Origin of the sequence: Pseudomonas chlororaphis (assembly GCA_001023535.1) — a bacterium.
GTDB lineage: Bacteria > Pseudomonadota > Gammaproteobacteria > Pseudomonadales > Pseudomonadaceae > Aquipseudomonas > Aquipseudomonas chlororaphis_E.
On the sequence record CP011020.1, the window covers coordinates 4013298 to 4032625 of the forward strand.

Genomic DNA, 19328 nt, shown 5'->3' on the forward strand with positions numbered 1-19328 from the left:
CCGCCCCCCATCAAACTCGGGTTCCTCGTTCTGTCATTTTCCCCTGGTCCTGACCACCCGCCGCACGCTGCACCGCAGCCCTGCCAAACGCCGCCGTTGAACCGGCTGAAAATGCCGGTCCAGAGCCCTCGAACACCCGAGGAAAAAACCCGGAAATCGGCCTCCAGCTCCCGAGGTTTTTTCCTCTATCTGTCACCGGAACCTGCGAATTTCTACGCCATGGCCTCACCCCAACGCCTGCGGCACCGGACCGAGCGCCATGACGGCAAGCCTGCGTCACCCAACCTACGTACGAACACGATGAAAGGAGATTCTTCATGTTTAAGCGCAACGTTCTCGCGGTATCCCTGACCCTCGCCGGCCTCTGCGCCGCCCAGGCTGCCATGGCCGATGTCAATGGCGGTGGTGCTACCTTGCCTCAGCCGCTGTACCAGACTTCCGGCGTACTGACCGCCGGTTTTGCCCCCTACATCGGCGTGGGCAGCGGCAACGGCAAACTGGCTTTCCTGAACAACGACTACACCAAGTTCGTGGCCGGCAACACCAGCAAGAACGTGCACTGGGCGGGCAGCGATTCGAAACTCAGCGCCACTGAGCTGAGCAACTACGTCACTGCCCACGGCGCTGCCTGGGGTCCATTAATCCAGGTGCCTTCGGTAGCCACCTCGGTCGCTATTCCGTTCAACAAGACCGGCACCGCCAACGTCGACCTGAGCGTCAACCAACTGTGCGGCGTGTTCTCCGGCCGCCTGACCGACTGGAGCCAGATCACCGGTTCCGGCCGCACTGGCGCGATCACCGTGGTCTATCGCGCTGAAAGCAGCGGCACCACCGAGCTGTTCACCCGCTTCCTGAACGCCAAGTGCGCTGAAACCGGCACTTTTGCTATCACCACCACCTTCGCTTCCAGCTACAGCGGTGGCCTGCCGACTGGCGCTGTAGCCGCCACCGGCAGCCAGGCTGTGATGACTGCGCTGAACGCTGCCCAAGGCCGCATCACCTACATGAGCCCGGATTACGCTGCGACGACTCTGGCTGGTCTGGATGACGCCACCAAAGTAGCGCGGGTTGCCGGTGTGTCTCCAGCCCCAGCCAACGTTTCGACCGCCATCGCTGCGGTACCCGTGCCGGCCACTGCTAATCGTGCCAACCCGAACGCCTGGGTACCGGTGTTCGCCGCAACCACTAACCCTAACGATCCAAGCGTCGTGGCTTACCCAACCACCGGTTATCCGATCCTGGGCTTCACCAACTTGATCTTCAGCCAGTGCTATGCCGACGCTGCACAAACCACGCAGGTTCGTGACTTCTTCACCCGTCACTACAATGCTACTGCGGCCAGCAGCAACGACGCCGCCATCACTGCAAACCGCTTCGTGCCGCTGCCAGCGGCCTGGAAGCAAGCCGTTCGTAGCAGCTTCCTCACCAGCACCAACGCTCTCAGCATTGGTAACACCAACGTTTGCAACGGCATTGGTCGTCCGCTGTAAGCACTCGCTCCAGTTCCACGCAACACCGATCAGCAACGGCGCAAGTCGTTGCTGATTTTTTGCGTAAGGCCCGAACCAACACAGCCACATGAAATTTTCATGACATCCGTTCGGTCCCGAGCGGCTGTAACCGCCTATCCCCTATAAGCGACGCTGGCCGCTTGATGGCACTGCGTTGCGACCCCTGAGAGCAAACCGAAGGATGAGTAGGATGCTGCGCTGCAAACCGATGAAACCGAACGTTCCACGTCGCGATGGCGAGCTGTCGATGGGGCGGCTCAAGCCGCTGGCCCAGGCCATCGCGCTGTTGATGGTGGCCGGCAATGCCCAGGCGGCCACGGCGTTCAGTTCGGCCTGGTTTGCGGCGAAGGGTGCGGCCCCCGCCGGTGGTGCGGCACGGCCGACCACTGCGGTGCCTGGGATGCCGCCGCCCCTGGCCCAGCAGCAGCGGGCCAATGCCCAGTTGCAGCGCTCGTTGACCAACCTCAACAACACCGTGGCCGCGATCGCGGCCCAGCAGGCGGCGCAGGCGGCCGGGCGGCAAGCGGCGTTCGGGCAGGTGCAGGTCGTGCCCGACGGGCTGGGCGAGGGCGGCCTCAAGGTCGACAACAGCCTGACCCAGGGCTGGCTCAACGCCAAGGGGCCGCAGCAGACCCAGGCCGGCGGCAAGACCACGGTGAAGATCGAGCAGACCGCCGACAAGGCGATTCTCAACTGGGAAACCTTCAACGTCGGGCGTAACACCACGGTGGATTTCCAGCAGCAAGCGGACTGGGCAGTGCTCAACCGGGTCAACGATCCTCAAGCCCGGCCGAGCCAGATCCAGGGCCAGATCAAGGGCAACGGCACGGTGATGCTAGTCAACCGCAACGGCATCATTTTCAGCGGCAGCAGCCAGGTCAACGTGCGAAACCTGGCGGCGGTCGCGGCTAACATCACTGACGAGCAGTTCAGCCAGCGCGGCTTGTACGTCGATGCCACCGGCACCCAGCCAACCTTCACCGATGCAGCCGGCAAGGTCGAAGTGCAACGCGGTGCGCAAATTGAAACCCACCGCGCCGCCACTTCCACCGCAGGCGGTGGCTATGCCTTGCTGCTGGGTAGCGAGGTGGAGAACGCCGGCTCCATCATCACCGCCAAGGGCCAGACCACCCTCGCGGCTGGCGACAGTTTTTATATCCGTCGCGGCCAGGGCACCAGCGGCAACTCGCGCTCCACCACTCGTGGTAATGAGGTGGCGACGTCGCTCAAACCGGGCAGCAGCGCCGGCACGGTGATCAACAGCGGTCTGATCCAGGCCAGCACCGGCGACATCACCCTCACCGGGCACAATGTGCAGCAGAACGGCGTGGTGGTGGCCAGCAGTTCAGTGGACACCCGCGGCACCGTGCATTTGCTCAACGCTTTCAGCGACAGCACCGGCAGCGTGACCCTGGGGCAGGGCAGTGCCACCGCCGTGCTGCTCGACGCCGCGGGCGGCAGTGCACTGGATAGCCAACGCAATGCCGGGCCCGCGGGCCTGGATGGCACGCCGAACAACCTGATCACCGGTCAGTTCAACAACCTCAGCAGCGTGGTCGACCGTAGCGACCAGTCGCGGGTCGAGATCGTCAGCGGTGGTAGCGTCGACTTCCAGAACGGCTCCATCACCCTGGCCACCGGCGGGCAGGTTGCGGTCAGCGCCGCGGGGCGCAGCCTGGTGCGCGATGGCGCGATGATCGACGTGTCCGGCGCCATCGGCGTCAAGGTGGCGATGGAGTCCAATTCCATCAAGGTCAACGTCCAAGGCAACGAACAACGGGATGCGCCGATCAACCGCGAAGGCGGCAAGCTGACCAACAGCGATGTGTGGGTGGACGTGCGTGACCTGGTCTACGTCCCTGCAGGCACCAACGGTTACGCCACCGACCGCTGGTACACAGCCGGTGGTCTGTTGGAAGTCGGCGGCTACCTGGGCACCCGGGGCCACAGTGTCGGCGAATGGGCGGCCCAGGGCGGTACCCTGACGTTTACCGGCAACGACGTGGTGACCCAGCAGGCGGCGCAACTGAACCTGTCCGGTGGCACCCTGGATGTGCAGAGCGGGTACCTGCGCCAATCCTGGCTCAAGGGTGCCAATGGTCGTCTGTATGAGCTGTCCAAGGCCCCGGGTGACATCCTTTACACCGGCATCTACAAGGGTTACGAAGACCACAGCCAGCGCTGGGGCCAGACTGATTACTACTACAACCCGCTCATTGCCCCGCGCGAACGTTTTGAAGCCGGCTACACCGTCAGTCGCGATGCCGGCAAGCTGGTGGTGTCGACCCGCAACGCCGTGCTGGAAGGCCATATCGTCGGCGAGGTGTACCAGGGCGAACGCCAGACCCAGGCGCCGAACTTCAACCTCGACGGCTACCAGCAATCGCAAAACGCCGTGGCCCGTCGGGCCGAGTTGTGGGTGGGCAGCTACACGCCGATCTATGACAAGACCAGTGGCGTGATCAACAGTGGCTTGAACCCCACCTTCGATCAGGTCACCGTCGGCAAAGTGACCGACAAGATTGCCGCAGGCTTGGACCTGACCTCGGCGGTCGGCAGCGACCGGCAAGGCAAGTTGGTGCTGGATAACGCGCTGCTCAATGGCTTCCAGCTCGGCGCAGTCAAGGTAGCGGGGGCTGAAGGCATCAAGGTTGACGGCGCACTCAAGGTAGCCGACGGCGGGGATATCACGCTTTATGCGCCGCAGGTGGAAGTGAACGCCGACCTGACGGCCCGCAGTGGTCGCATTGTATTGGGTAACATCCTCAAGCAGGTCAGGACCGACAATTTCCAGATGGGAGACGTCACGCTTTCACCCGTTACGGGACAGCGGGCGACGGTCACATTGGGCGAAGGCGTCAAGCTGAACACCGCCGGACGCTGGAGCAATCTGCTGCTCGACGGCAACGACCGCCAAGGCCTGCCGTTCATTAACGGCGGCAGCGTGTCCGTGCGTAGCAGTGGCGATATTGATGTGCGGCAGGGCAGCCTGATCGACGTCAGCTCCGGCGCTGCCGTGATGGCCGATGGCAAGACTCGCGGCGGCAAGGGTGGAGACTTGACCTTGACCGCGAGTACCGGTGCATCGTCCGGTAACGGCGACTTGAACCTCGAAGGTGAACTGCGCGGTACTGGCGTGAGTGGTGGCGGGACCTTGAAGCTGGCGGCCAGCAAAGTGCTGATCGGCAACAGCGGCACCCCCCTCGAAGCTGGCACTCTGCAACTGGACGGCGATTTCTTCGACAAGGGTTTCTCGGCCTATGACATCACCGGCAACGAAGGCCTGACTGTGGCCGACGGGACTCGGGTCGATGTGACGATGCCGGTGTACCGTATTGGTGAACAGGCGTTGGTCACCGGCAGCGACGCGGAGCCGGCCGCTGCCTTGCAGCGCTGGACGCCGGAGCTGTATCAGGAAGACGCGGTCAAAGGTGTCCTGACCCAGCGTCGCGGCGCGAGCCTGAGTCTCACCGCAGGCACGCCAAACTCCGGCGCGGCCGACATGGCCAGTACGGTATTGAGCTTGGGCAAGGGCAGTGTGATTACCGTTGATCCAGGCCAGGGCATCGATGTCCGGAGCAGCGGGCAATTGACCGCCAACGGCACGCTTAACGCCTGGGGCGGGCGGGTCAGCCTTACCGAGTTGAGCGTCGATGATGCGGTTCGCGATCAGGTCAATGCCCAGGGCCACGGTCGTTCCATCTGGCTGGGCGAGCAGGCGCTGATCGATGTATCGAGCCGGGCGATGACAGCTCAGGATATGCGCGGCCAGACCTATGGCCTGGTGCGCGACGGCGGGCAGATTGTCATTGGCGGCCAGATCGATGCCGCGAAAGGATCGACGTCTGCCTCCGAGCTGTTTGTGGTGGTGCGCGACGGTGCCCGTCTGCAAGCGGATGGCAGCCAGGCCGTGCTGGATGTTCCGGGTCAGGGCCGTACGTTGGTAGCGAGCAATGGCGGCAGTATTTCCCTGGCGTCGGCCAATGGCCTGTACCTGGACGGCGCGTTCAGCGCCCGCTCGGGGGGCGGCGGGGCGGCAGGTGGCAGTCTGTCGGTGGCGCTGGAAACCCCCTATTACCTGAAAAGCGCGGTCAATGCCCGAGTGTTGAGTGTTCGTGAACTGGTTCTGAAGCAAGTCGCGCAGGCAAGCCCGCTGGGCGATACAGCTGAAACCTCGGCGGACTCGTTGGTTTATGGTCACGGCCAGCTAGGTATCGATCAGGTCCTGGCCGGTGGTTTCGACAATTTGTCCTTGTTGAGCAACGGACTGATGAGCGTCGATGGCAACCTGTCGATGTCCCTCGGACAAAGCCTGAGCCTGTACGCCCGCAGCTTTGGATTGAGTGCAACCGCGCCAGCCAATACTCGGGTCGAGTTCAATGCACCCCATGTGTTGCTGTCTACTGCGACAGGGCTGGCGACCACTCGACCGAGTTTTGATCCTTACACCCGGCCAGTGGTCGAGGGTGGCGGGGTGTCTCTATTGGCGAACAAGGCGCTGTTTTCCGTCAATGCTGATCTGCTGGATGTGCAAGGCAATGTGATGTTCAGCAGCAAAGGCACAGTGAGGCAGGCCGATGACAGCACTGTGGGACTTGAGCGCGCAGGTTTCGATCAGGTCCAGCTGAGCAGCCGGGGTGATCTGCGATTCCTGGCCGGGTTCTCGAGCGCCGATATGCCTACGGGGTTTACCACGCAATTGCTGACCCCTTCGGACATGCTGTTGCAAGCGGCCCAGCTGTATCCGGCAACCGGAGTCGGGGCTCGGGTGTTGGCGGGGTCTGGTTGGGGCACATCGGATAATGGTACCCCTCTCTACGACCCGGCACGCAGCCTGGTAATCGGGCGCACAACCCAGACGACGCCCCAGGTACCCTATTCGGTATTCGGGCGCTTGCAACTGGGTAGCGCGAACATCGAACAGGGTGGCGTGGTTCGGGCGCCGTTGGGATTGATTGAGGTCGGCACCAACGGCGGTGTAGGGGGGTATGCCATCAGCGATCGGGTAAGTCTGTTGCCGGGCAGCCTGACGTCGGTCAGCGGCTTGGGCCTGAGATTGCCCTATGGCGGCACGGTCGACGGTCAAAGTTATGAGTACGCTGGCAAGAAGGTGGTGTTGCTAGGACAGGGTGCAGTACCCAGTCTAAACGCTGACATTAACATCGGCGTTATTCTGGGCGGGCGATCGGTCACGGCACAGGAGGGTTCGGTGCTTGACCTGTCTGGTGGCGGTGATTTGCTCGGCGCTGGCTTTATCTCAGGCCGTGGTGGTTCTACTGACGCCCGTTTCAATCCGCTGGTACAAATGGGTGCCAATGGCGGTTTCACCTTGCCTGGTCTTTCCAGCAACCCGGTCTACGCCATTGTGCCGGGCAACCAGAGTCAGTATGCGCCGGTCGCTGCCGAAGGTGGCGCGGTGGATCCGAGGGTCGGCCAGCAGACCACCATCGGTGCCGGTGTGCCCGGGCTGGCTGCCGGTACTTACACCCTGATGCCGTCCACTTATGCGTTGCTGCCGGGCGCGTTCCGGGTCGAGGTCAATGGCTTGGCGGGGCAAGGCATCACAACGGGCGCGCAACAGATGCGCAACGGTTCCTGGACCACCGCCGGGGTGTTGTCGGTGGCCAATACAGGTCAGCGTAACAGTTTGTCCAGTCAGGTCATTCTGACGTCGGGGGATGTGCTGCGCCGCTACTCGCAATACAACGAAACGAGCTACGCGCAGTTCGCCGTGGCCGATGCCGCTCGCCTGGGCGTACCCCGGGCAATGTTGCCGGTAGACGCCAAGACCTTGAAACTGAACCTGGCCCCTGGAGCAGGGGATCAAGCATTCTCCTTCAAGGGTGTCGGCAAGTTCGCGCCTCAGGCGGGAGGCTTCGGCGGTTCCGTCTCAGTGGTTGGTTACGCCCGGAGCGCGCTGGAGGTGGTTGCGGATGGGCGTGGGGCCACGGCTGGTTTCGAGGGCGTGACCCTCACTGCCGAAAGCCTGAATGCATTGAACGCTTCGCGTCAGGTCATAGGCGGCCTGTTTTCGGTTAGTTACGGTCAAAGCGGAAATTACGTGACTCCGGTGTCTGAGATGTCGCGTAGCGTGACATTGCGTGAAGGTGCGGCTTTAGCAGCACCTGAGGTTTTCCTGTTGGCCAATGGCGGCGAGTTATCGATGGAACAGGGCGCTGTCATCAACACCATCGGTCGTGGCGCGGCTGCTTACGACGCCCGAGCTGGCTTTGTTTACAGTCTCAATAACGACGCCAATATGCTGGCCGCCTCCAATGGTTTGCTCAGCGTACTGGCCCCTCCATCGGGCGGCGCAGGCTCCATCAATATCGGTGGCTGCCGCCTGACGCCTTGCAGTGGCGTCACACGCATTCACTCCGAAGGCAGTATCGTTGCAGGCACCGCTGGCAGCCTGGAACTGGACGACCAGGTGCGTTACGGCACCCGTCACCTGACCCTGGCCCTGAGCAACATCAACGTCGGCACCGCCCAGGCATTGAGCGATGCGTCGGGGCGCAATGTATTGCCTGCCGGTCTGACCCTGAGCCAGACCGTTCTGGATCGCCTGTTGCGCGGGGACACCCAATATGGTGCTCCGGCCCTGGAAACCCTCGAACTGTCGGCCAGTCAGGCGCTGAATTTCTATGGCACCGTCAGCCTCGACACCTATGATTCGACCACCGGTAAGTCGCGCCTGAACAACCTGATGCTCAGCACCCCGGCAATTTATGGCGCGGGCGGCGCCGGCGATGCAGCGACCATCCGCACCGCCAACCTGATCTGGAACGGTGCCGTCGGCGCGCCGGGTTCGGTCATCGCCGACGGGGCCGGCACCGGCGCCGGTCGCCTGGACATCCAGGCCCAGCGCATCGAGTTTGGTTACGGTGAATTCGCCCAGCCCAGCTCGGTCACTACCCTGGACCGTCTGGCCCTGGGCTTTGCCAACGTCAACCTCAACGCCAGCGAGCGTCTGACCGCCAATCACAAAGGCAGCCTGGCGGTCTATCAGACCCAGGGTGCATACGACCCGAAAACGGGCTTTGCCTACAGCGGCGGCAATCTGAATATTCTTACTCCGTTGTTGACCGGTGAAGCCGGTTCGATCAACCGCATCAGCGCGGGTGGGGCGATCAACGTGGCGGGCGCGAGCGCTAAGCCGGGCACCGTTTCCGGGCTCGGTGGCGAGTTGTCCCTCAAGAGTGCCAGCCTCAACCTGGCCAGTGCGGTGGTGCTGCCCAGTGGCAAGCTGACCTTGAGCGCGACCCGCGACCTGACCCTGGCCGATGCGGCGTTGATCGATGTGGCGGGTCGCACGGTGACTTTCAACGATGTGACGCGCTACAGCGCCGGTGGCGAGGTGATTCTGCAAAGCCAGAACGGCGACATCCGCCAGGCCGATGGCTCGACCATCGACTTCTCGGCCCGCAACAACCAGGCCGGCCGGCTCAGCGCCGTGGCTGTGGACGGGGCGGCGGGCGTGGTGGACCTGCAAGGGCGGATTCTCGGCAGCAGCACGGGCGAATACGACGCCGGTGGCACCGCCATGCCGCACCTGGCCGGCAGCGTGGAAATCCAGGCGCAGCGTCTGGGCGGCAGCGGCAGTCTCAGTGAGCAGTTCGCGGCGTTGAATCAGCGCTTGAACGATGGGCAGGTCTACGGATCCCGTGGCTTCCAGCTCAAACAGGGCGACCTGGTGATCGGCGACGGGCTTAAGGCCTCGTCGATCAATGTGTCGGTGGACAACGGCAGCTTGCTGGTCAACGGCAAGGTCGACGCCAGCGGTGAGCGCGTTGGCAGTATTTATCTGGCCGCCGGCAATGCCCTGACCCTGGGCAGCGCAGCGGTGCTCGATGCCCATGGCCGACGCCTGCGGGTGGACAGCTACGGCAAGATCATCGACTCACCGAACCGCGCCATCGTGGACCTGACCGCACGCCAAGGGCTGCTGACCCTGGGCAATGGTGCCCGTATCGACCTGCGCCATGGCACCGAGGTGGCGCTGGGCAGTAAGCCGGGCATGCATGACGGTCGCGCCCGCGGAACATTGCAACTCAACGCACCACGACTGGGCGGTGTTTCAGGCGGCGACGTGGCAATCGATGCCAGCGGCGCCGTGGATGTCCAAGGCGCCCGTTCGATCGCGCTGGTGGCCATGTGGCAATACGACGATGCACCGTTGGTCAACGTACCGGCAGCCAGCGGCAAGCCTTATCAGGTCATCAATCAAGCGTGGTTGGACGATGTGCATGACGACAACACCGCGTTCATCACTCAGGCCCACGACAACGACGATCTGTTGCAGCGCAAACTCGCCGGACTGAAAAACAGCCGCTATCGCGATGTATTCCATCTGCGCCCTGGTGTGGAGGTGGTGAGCGCGACGGCCGATGGCGACCTGGTGGTCCAAGGCGACCTGGACCTGTCGCGCTATCGCTATGAGAGCCTCAATCGGCATAACCAACTGGACAATGTCTATGGCTCCGGCGAATCCGCCAGCCTGACGTTGCGCGCCGGGGGCGATCTGAATATCTATGGCAGCATCACCGACGGTTTCGCCCAGCCGCCGGCCAGCAACGATGACAAGGGCTGGGTGCTATTGCCGGGTATTGATTTTGCGGCAGGCGATATCGTCGTGCCCGGTACCGGCGTGATCCTGGCGGAGGACACGGCGTTTCCGGCCGGCTCGGTGCTCAACTTCGACGTGCCGCTCAAGGGCGCCACATTGGCGGCGGGAACGCGCCTGCCAGTAGCCGCGACGCTTGATCAACCTTTGGTACTGCCGGCGGGCACGGTGCTTGCCGCGGCGGTGCATGACGCCTTGGGTAATCTGTTGTTCGCCGCCGGCACTTTGTTGGCTTCGACTCAGACCCTTGATGCGGGCACAGTGCTGGGGGCTGGGAGCCTGCTGGGCAGCAGCGCAACCATTGGCAGCCTGATCTGGCCTAAAGGCGTTGCACTGCCAGGCATTGCGGACGCGCCCCATGGCTTGACCAACGTCGTGCGTCTCAGCGGTCCCCTGGCATTGAATGTGGGTTCGAAAATTCCTTCAGGTACCGACATCAAGCTGCCGGCGGGTGTCGAGTCGGTGCAGTTGCGTCCGGAAGTGGCGGGCAGCAATTGGGCCATTGCGCCAATGTTGGCCGAGGGGTCGCAGTCCTGGTCCCTACGGCTGGTGGCCGGCGCCGATACGCAGGCGGCGGACAGTCGGGTCGTGAAGCCTGTGACGGCTGGCGGGGATCTTCGTTTGGCGGATAGTCATTACGGTATGTTTGGTGTGCCTAAGGCTGGCGAGATGTTGTGGACCGAAGCAGGGTCATTGGATTTTTTTGGCGACACCAGCATGGCAGGCCAACCGATTGACTTCGAGGCGATTGGTTACCCAGGGCTATGTACTGATTTACCGGATTTTTGTAAGGCCAGCAGTGGATATATATGGACTGAAGTAGGGGCTATCGAATGGGGGGATCCGAGTCTCGCCGGTCAACCGATTGATTTTGGTGCCATCGGGTACCCGGAATTGTGTACCGAAAATCCCTCTTATTGCCAAGCAGTCGGACAAGCCGATTACAAAGCTGGCAGCCAACGGTGGAGCGTGGTTCGTACCGGCGCGGCTGACCTTGAGCTGTTCTCGGCAGGTGATGTGAAAATGGATTCGCTGTACGGCGTCTATACCGCAGGCAGCTCGGCGAGCGCGACTCATGCCAACGATCCTTACAACCAACCTAAGGCGCTGGGTGCGGAAGGAAAGGTGCTTAACGATGCATTCGGTGACAACGAGCAGTTTGTGAATGGCGGTACTACTAGTCTTTACCGCGCTTGGTACCCGGATTTTGGCGGCAACCTGACTCTGAACGTTGGCGGGAGTCTGACCGGCAATACAATGGACGCGGTGACTAGCAGCGGTAATGCGCGACCCAATCCCGGCGATTTGGGTTATGACACTGCGAATGTCGGGAACTGGCTGTGGCGCCAAGGCAACGGCTCGGTTTCTACCGATACCCAGGCACAACCCGCTGCCTGGTGGATCAATTTCGGGAGCTATACCGCAGCACAGAATGGCAAGGCTGATTTGATGGTTGGATTTACCGGGTTTGGTACCTTGGGCGGCGGTAACCTGAATGTTCAGGTCGCGGGCGATGCCGGGGTGATCGATCAAATGGCGGGTAGCCTTCTTGAGTCCCGCAGCAACAGCCGCAGTCAAGGATTGGTGCTTGCCGTAGGCAGTACCGGGCGTGTGGGCGCCGATGGCATTCTGCAATTGACCGGCGGCGGCGATCTCAATCTGCGGGTGGGCGGTGCCTTGAATCCCGGGAGCTTGTTCACGAGCGGGCATCTCAACGGTGCGGTCATCAACCTGCGGGGGCACGCGCAGATCGATAGCGGTGCCATTGGCCGAATCGATCTTCGCTATGGCAACGCCGCCACTGTGCAGTCCCCTCGAGAGACTCGGGCATACGATTCCTTCAAATCCACACGTGGCGACGCCACCGGTGGGCTGACTCTGATGCCGGGCGACGCCACTTTCAATCTATCTACCCTGGGCGATCTCGTCGTTCAGGACGTTGCAGACCCAGGTCGGGCATTGATGATGAGCGTATCTCCATTCAAAAGTGACGCGATTAACGGATCGGGTGTGAGCTGGTTTACGCTATGGACTGCCAACACGGCGATTGATCTATGGACGTCGGGAGGTAACCTGACGCCTCTGACGTTGGGGCTGGATACGGACCTTGCAATGGTCTACCCCTCAATCCTGCGGGCTGTGGCGGCCAGTGGTAGCCTGTATTACGGCAGGGCTAAGGCGATAGGTACCAGCGCAGTCTACGACGCTAACAATCTTCCAGCGCTGTTGCTCGCACCTGGCCCTAACAGTGAATTGCAATTCCTAGCCGGCGATTCCATCTACGGCGGCGACATGTCGGTCAGTCGTTCCGGTGCCGCATCGGCCGCTTTGGCTACGCCATTCCGGCCAGCCTATGTCGCTTCTGTCGATAACGGCATCAGTATCAAAGTCAGCAATCTTTCGGCCGACGGTAATCCCGTGCGCCTTAGTTCGAACATGCTGCCGCTGTTTGCCTTCGACACCAGCAGCGCTTCCAGCGAATGGGCTCTCAATGCCGATCCTGCTCGCTTCTATGCACTCGAAGGCGATTTGCTGGCAGTCACCACCGGGCGGTCGATGACGTCGGTTTCCACGGCCAGATGGCCGGGGCGAATTGCATATGAAGGCGCTGGAGCTGTCCGGATGATGGCTGGGCGAGACATCGTCAGCAGCGGGGTTCCGCTGGCCGGATCGCGCAGTGATAACGCTGAAGCGGGGAACTACACCGTCTCCGGCAACCTCTTCATCCACAACAACCCCACCGACATTTCCATCGTGTCAGCCGGGCGCGACATCCTCTACAGCACCTTCAACGTCGCCGGTCCCGGCCTGCTGGAGATCACCGCCGGGCGCAATATCCTGATGGACGACAAGGTCAGCATCACCAGCCTCGGCGCCGTGGTACCGGGGGATTCGCGCCCTGGCGCGAGCCTGGTGTTGCAGGCCGGCGCGGGCCTCGACGGGCCGGACTACGAGCGCTTCGTCAAGGCCTACCTGGATCCGGCGAACCAGGCCCTGGCCGGTGTGCCGCTGGCGAGCCAGGACGGCAAGGTCGCCAAGACCTATGAAACCGAATTGGTGGATTGGCTGGAGAGGCGCTTCGGTTTCAGCGGCGATACCGAGCAGGCCCGCAGCTACTTCGCGGCACTGCCGGCCGAGCAACAGCGGGTGTTTGCCCGTGACGTGTACTTTGCCGAGCTCAAGGCCGGCGGCCGCGAGTACAACGAAGTGGGCGGCGTGCGCCAGGGCAGTTACCTGCGGGGCCGCGAGGCTATCGACTTGTTGTTCCCGACCAAGGACGTGGCGGGCAATCCGATCACCTACAAGGGCGACATCACGATGTTCGGCGGGGCGGGGGTGCACACCGATTTCGGCGGCAGTATCCAGATGCTGACCCCGGGCGGCGGCCAGACTTTCGGTATCGAGGGCAACGCGCCGCCGTCCACCGCCGGGGTCATCACCCAGGGTGAGGGCGATATCCAGTTGTATGCGCAGAACAGCATCCTGCTTGGGCAGAGCCGGATCATGACCACCTTTGGCGGTTCGATCCTTGGCTGGTCGGCCCAGGGCGACATCAACGCCGGTCGGGGTTCGAAGACCACCGTGGTGTACACGCCGCCCAAGCGCTTGTACGACACCTGGGGCAACGTGACGCTGTCGCCTTCGGTACCGAGCACCGGGGCCGGTATCGCCACCCTCAACCCCATTGCCGAAGTGGCGCCGGGGGATATCGACCTGATCGCGCCGTTGGGCACCATCGATGCCGGCGAGGCGGGGATCCGGGTGTCGGGCAACGTCAACATCGCGGCATTGACCGTGGTGAACGCGGCCAACATCCAGACCCAGGGCAAGGCCTCCGGCGTGCCGTTGGCGGCTTCGGTGAACACCGGGGCCATCACCTCCGCCAGCGCGGCGGCGACCTCGGCCACCCAGGCGGCCGAGGACGTGACCCGCCAGCAGCAGAACGCGGCGCGGCAGAACCAGGCGTCGGTGTTCACCGTGCAGGTGGTGAGTTTCGGCTCCGAGCAGTTGGCTCCGTCCCGCGACGGCGCCAGCCGCGAGGCCCCTCGCGCCTACGACCCGGCCAGCCCGGTGCAAGTGCTCGGCGCCGGGCCACTGGACGAACAGACCCGGCAGCGCTTGACGGAAGAGGAGCGGGGGCGATTGAGTCTGTGACCGGGGCAGACCGGGCCTGCCCCTTCGCGGGCAAGCCCGCTCCCACAGCGTTGTGTGGTGGGCTTGAGGTGCGTGTCCGCCACAGCTCCCCTGTGTGGGGGCGGGTTTGCTCGCGACGAGGGCGGGTCAGTGGATGAAGGTGTCGACTGACCTGGCGCTATCGCGGGCAAGCCCGCTCCCACAGTGTTGTGTGGTGGGCTTGAGGTGTGTGCCCGCCACAGATCCCTGTGGGAGCGGGCTTGCCCGCGAAGGCGGTCTGACAGCCGGCCTGGCTCTTGCGGTGGGCCCCAATCCAACTGCCCGCGAAGGCGGTCGGTCAGTGCCCGCCAGGGCTCACAGCCACCGCGGGGTGGTAAAGAACGAGGCCATTTCCGAGCGGGCCAGGGGCGAGCCGAAGTAGGGGCCTTGGACATGGTCGCAGGCCACGCTGCGCAACTGGCGAAACTGCCGGGCGTTCTCGATGCCTTCGGCGGTCACCCTCAACCCCACGCTGCGACTCAGGCGGATCATGGCGAGTACGCCTTCCTCATCCTGCTCCAGGCCCAGTTGCGAGAGGATGTTGCGATCGAAGCGAATACCATCGAATGGCTGGTTCAGCACTTCGCGCAAGGACGCGATGTTGGTGCCGAACTTGTCGATATTGATCCGTACGCCCAGGTTTTTCAGGGCATGGAGGGTCGCGGCGACCGCCTTGTGATCGGCCAGCAGAACCCCTTCAGCCACCTCCAGGGTCAGCCGATGCGACGCCAGGCCGCTGGCATCGAGGGCCGCTTGCACCTGCTTGAGCAGGAAGCTGCTGCTGAACCACCTGGGGGAAACCGCGATGGACACGCTGACCGCGCTCGGCCAGCTCACCGCTTCTTCGCAGACGTTGATCAGCATCCAGGTGCCCAGTTCTTCCAACTGGCCGGAAGTCTCGGCAATGGGAATGAAATCGGCGCCCCCCAGTTCACCTTTCTCGGGGTGGTGCCAGAAGGCCTGCGCCTCGAACCCATGCAATTGCTCGGCGTTCATGTCGAAGCGAGGCAGGTAGCGCAGTTCCAATTGGCCCTGCTGCATCGCGTCGCGCAGTTGCTGTTCGTAGCGGCGCCGGTCGCGGGCGACATTGCCCATGGCTTCCACGTACACGCGCCAGGTGTTGCGGCCCGCGGCCTTGGCGGCGTACAGGGCGATGTCGGCTTGGCGCAGCAACTCGTGGGCGCGCTCGTCGCCCGGTTGCGCCCAGGCAACGCCGATGCTCACGCCCAGGTACAAGGTGTTGCCGTCCAGGTGCATCGGCCGCTGCATGCAATCGATCAGGCGCTGGCAGAGCTGGTCGAGGTCACTGGCCTCGCCCGGTTCAGGCATGACGATGACAAACTCATCGCCGCCCAGGCGCGCCACCAGGTCGGTGCTGCGTACGTTCTGCTGGAGGATATGGGCCACTTCCTTCAAAACCTTATCGCCCACGGCGTGGCCCAGGGAATCGTTGACCGGCTTGAAGCGGTCCATGTCCAGGTTCAGCACGGCCAGCGGTGCGCCGTCGGTGCGGCCGAGGTGTTCGCTGAGGCAGTCGAACAAGCGATTGCGGTTGGCCAGCCCGGTCAACGGGTCGTGGAGCGACAGGTGCTTGATCTGCGCCAGCGCCCGCAACTCCTCGGTGATGTCGGTGGCGGTGTCGCGAAAGCCCAGGGTGCCGGCCTCGATGGCCCGCACGGCGATCTTGCAGGTGCGTGTGCGCAGGTTGCGCGCGGTGTATTCGCACAGCAGTGCGGTCGGCTCGGCACTGTTGGCGCCGCCCAGCAGCCAATGGGCGATGGAAATCGATCCGTCATGGGGATGAAGCAACCGGTGCAGCGGCTTTCCCAGCCATTCCGCCGGACTGAAGCCGGTCACTTGTTCAAAGCGTTCCGACAGGTAGGTGAGGGTTCCGGCCGAGTTGACTTCCCACAGCCAGTCGGACGATACCTCGGCAATGTCGCGGAAACGCTCTTCACTGCGCTCCAGCGCCTTGCGATGGGCCAGCAGGCTGGCGTACTGGCGCTCCTGGGCGCGGAGCATGACCAGGGCATGGCGCAACACCGCCAGCGCCAGGATCGCCAGCACCAGCAGCGCCACGGCCAGCACCGGCAGCAAGGCCTTGCGCAGGTCACTGCCCGGCGTCAGCGGGCGCCAGGCCAGTGCCTCCTGGGTCAGGTCGTTCAGTAGAAACTGGGCGGTGTCGGGTGGTCCGGGCGAGCGGGCGACGTGGGCATCGGGCAGGACGAAGTCCCGCGCCAGGTTCTGCAACGACGCGCCATCGAGGACCTTGACGAACAACATCAGGCTGGGCGGGCCGGGAATGTGTGGCACGCTGTTATCCGTGCCGGTGGTGATGGCGGACGTGGCGACGAACGCTGGGGCGCCGTCGTGGTGCAACATCTCGACGATGACTTCGTCGCGATTGTTCTCGGCGCTGGCTTTTTTCTCCAGGGCCCGCAGGTTGCCGGTCAGCCAGGCATCGGCGGTGACGTCGCTCAGCTGCCCGTCGATCACCGAATAGACGGTCTTGCCGGTCGGGGAAATAACGAACACGGCCTGGTAGCCGTAGAGCGAAAAGACGCTGCTGCCGACGTTTTCCTGGTCGAAGGCCCAGGCCTTGTCCACTTCGACATGCAGGTGGCGGTAGGCGTCGCTCCACTTGGAGTAGTCGTTCAAGTCCCGTGCGATGCCGGTGCGGATGCCCTCGATGGCCCGTTGGGCGAAGAACAGGCTCTGTTCACGGGCGCGTTGGTCCTGGGCGGCCGTGATGTTGAGCAACACGGCAATCGCCAGGGCCGACATGAAAAACAGCACCAGCATGATGGCCGGGAAGGTGCGGCGAGTGAAGTTTCGGCTTGGCGAGCCCGAGAGGACAGTTGAGTCGTTGCCAGCATCTTCAGTCATAAACAAGCCATCAGCTAAACGCGAAATATCCCGCACGTCCCTGTATCGGCTGTCTGATCGATTAACTTAATTGACCTGACAGTCGACACGGCCCGTGCGGGGCGGCCGTTGGCGTTGCCTGAAACCAGGCTGGTGTTGTGGTTCAGTCTTTTTTGGTGCCCGGCAGCAGGGCGCTCAGCACCTGTTTGGCGGTCTCGACCACGATGCCACGTTCGTTCGGGTCACCCTGCAGGAGCGTGGAGGCGAACTTCTTCGCCTGTTCCAGCTTGATGTGCGGCGGCAGCGGCGGCACGTCAGGGTCGGTGCGGAATTCGATCAGCACCGGCCGTTGCGCCGCCAGCGCTTGCTCCCAGGCCGCCGCCACATCGTCCTCGTGCAGCACCAGAATGCCCTTCAGGCCGATGGATTCGGCGAACAGGTGGTAGGGCACGTCGGGGATGTCCTGGGAGGCCTCGAACTTCGGATCGCCCTCCATCACCCGTTGCTCCCAGGTCACCTGGTTCAGGTCGCGGTTGTTGAACACCGCGCAGATCCAGGTGCCGTTGGCCCAGGTGCGCCAGTACTTGGCAACGGTGATCAGCTCAGCCATGTTGTTCATCTGCATGGCGCCATCGCCCACCAGGGCGACCACTGGCCGATCCGGGTGGCAGAACTTCGCCGCAATGGCATAGGGCACGGCGGCACCCATGGACGCCAGGCCGCCGGACAGCGAGCACATCATGCCGCGCCGGATCTGGATATCCCGGGCGAACCAGTTGGCGCAGGAGCCGGAATCGCAAGTGATGATGGCGCGGTCCGGCAGCCTCGGCGACAGCTCGAACGTCACGCGCTGCGGATTGATCGGCTTGGCCGAGACCAGGGCACGCTTTTCCAGGGTCTTGTCCCAGCGTTCGCGCCAGTGCTCGATCTTCTTGCGCCAGGTGCGATCGGTCTTTGTTTCGAGCAGTGGCAGTAGGGCCCGCAGAGTGTCGGCGCTGTCGCCGTGCAAGCTGACCTCCATGGGGTAGCGCAGGCTGAGCATGTCCGGTTGAATGTCGATCTGCACGCCGCGGGCCTGGCCTTCAGGAGGCAGGAATTCGGCGTAGGGGAAGCCGGAGCCGATCATCAGCAGCGTATCGCAGCCGGCCATCATGTCGTCGCTGGGTTCAGTGCCGAGCAGGCCGATGGAGCCGGTCACCCAGGGCAGGTCGTCCGGTACGGCGGCCTTGCCGAGCAACGCCTTGGCCACGCCGGCCCCGAGTTTCTCGGCGACGGCGATTACTTCGTCGGTGGCCCCTAGTGCACCGGCGCCTACCAGGATGGCGACTTTCTTGCCGGCATTGAGGACCTCGGCGGCCTTGCGCAGATCGTCTTCGTACGGCACGACCCTGGGCTTGCGGTAGCCGACGCCGGAATGCACCGTGCCGTGCTTGTGGGGCGGGGCGGTGTATTCCAGGTCCTGGAGGTCGTTCGGCAGGATCAACGCCGTGACCCGGCGCTCGCCCACGGCCGTGCGCACGGCGCGATCGAGCAGGTGGCGGACCTGGGACGGTGCGCTAGCCTGCTGCACGAACGCTCCGGCGACGTCCTTGAACAGGCTGACCAGGTCCAGTTCCTGCTGGTAGTGCCCGCCCAGGGCTGCGCGAGCCTGTTGGCCGCAGATGGCCAGCACCGGCATGTGGTCCATGCGGGCGTCGTAGAGGCCGGTGATCAGGTGCGAGGCGCCCGGCCCGGAGGTGGCGATGCACACCCCCAGTTCACCGGTGAACTTGGCGTGGGCACAGGCCATGAACGCGGCCATTTCCTCGTGGCGGGCCTGGATGAAGCGGATTTTCCCGTTCGCCCGGTTCAGGGCGCCGAAGACCCCGTTGATGCCATCGCCCGGATAACCATAGATACGACGAACCCCCCATTCATAAAGGCGTTCCACCAGAAAATCACCGACGGTCATGCTCATGTCTGTCCCTCGTAGGTAGGCCGCGCAGGCGCGCGGCGTTGACGGTCATACAGGACTGGACCGATGCAAGCGGTTCAAGGTTTCGATTTTTTCCGGCGGCAGGGGTAACGAAAAAGATCACTGGATTAGTCAATGTGGCGAGGGAATTTATCCCCGCTGGGCGGCGAAGCGGCCCTGGAACCTGTCGCCTCGGTGTGTC

General features: G+C 63.4%; 4 protein-coding genes. 2 read left to right on the forward strand and 2 right to left on the reverse strand.

The window, feature by feature from the left end:
* Window positions 1-317: 317 nt before the first annotated feature.
* Window positions 318-1490, forward strand: a complete 1173-nt coding sequence (locus VM99_17670) for an alkaline phosphatase (GenBank protein AKJ99806.1) — start codon at window positions 318-320, stop codon at window positions 1488-1490.
* Window positions 1491-1701: 211 nt separating this feature from the next.
* Window positions 1702-14289, forward strand: coding sequence for a hemagglutinin (locus VM99_17675; protein AKJ99807.1), 12588 nt, complete (start codon window positions 1702-1704; stop codon window positions 14287-14289).
* A gap of 333 nt (window positions 14290-14622) precedes the next feature.
* On the opposite strand, the gene VM99_17680 is transcribed toward VM99_17675, so the two are convergent.
* Both VM99_17680 and VM99_17685 read right to left on the reverse strand, forming a co-directional pair.
* A complete protein-coding gene (locus VM99_17680; protein ID AKJ99808.1) occupies window positions 14623-17193 on the reverse strand; it encodes a diguanylate cyclase in 2571 nt (856 codons plus the stop codon).
* 142 nt (window positions 17194-17335) lie between these two features.
* Window positions 17336-19129 (reverse strand): thiamine pyrophosphate-binding protein, encoded by a 1794-nt coding sequence (locus tag VM99_17685; protein AKJ99809.1) that lies wholly within the window; start codon window positions 19127-19129, stop codon window positions 17336-17338.
* Between the last annotated feature and the right edge of the window lie 199 nt (window positions 19130-19328).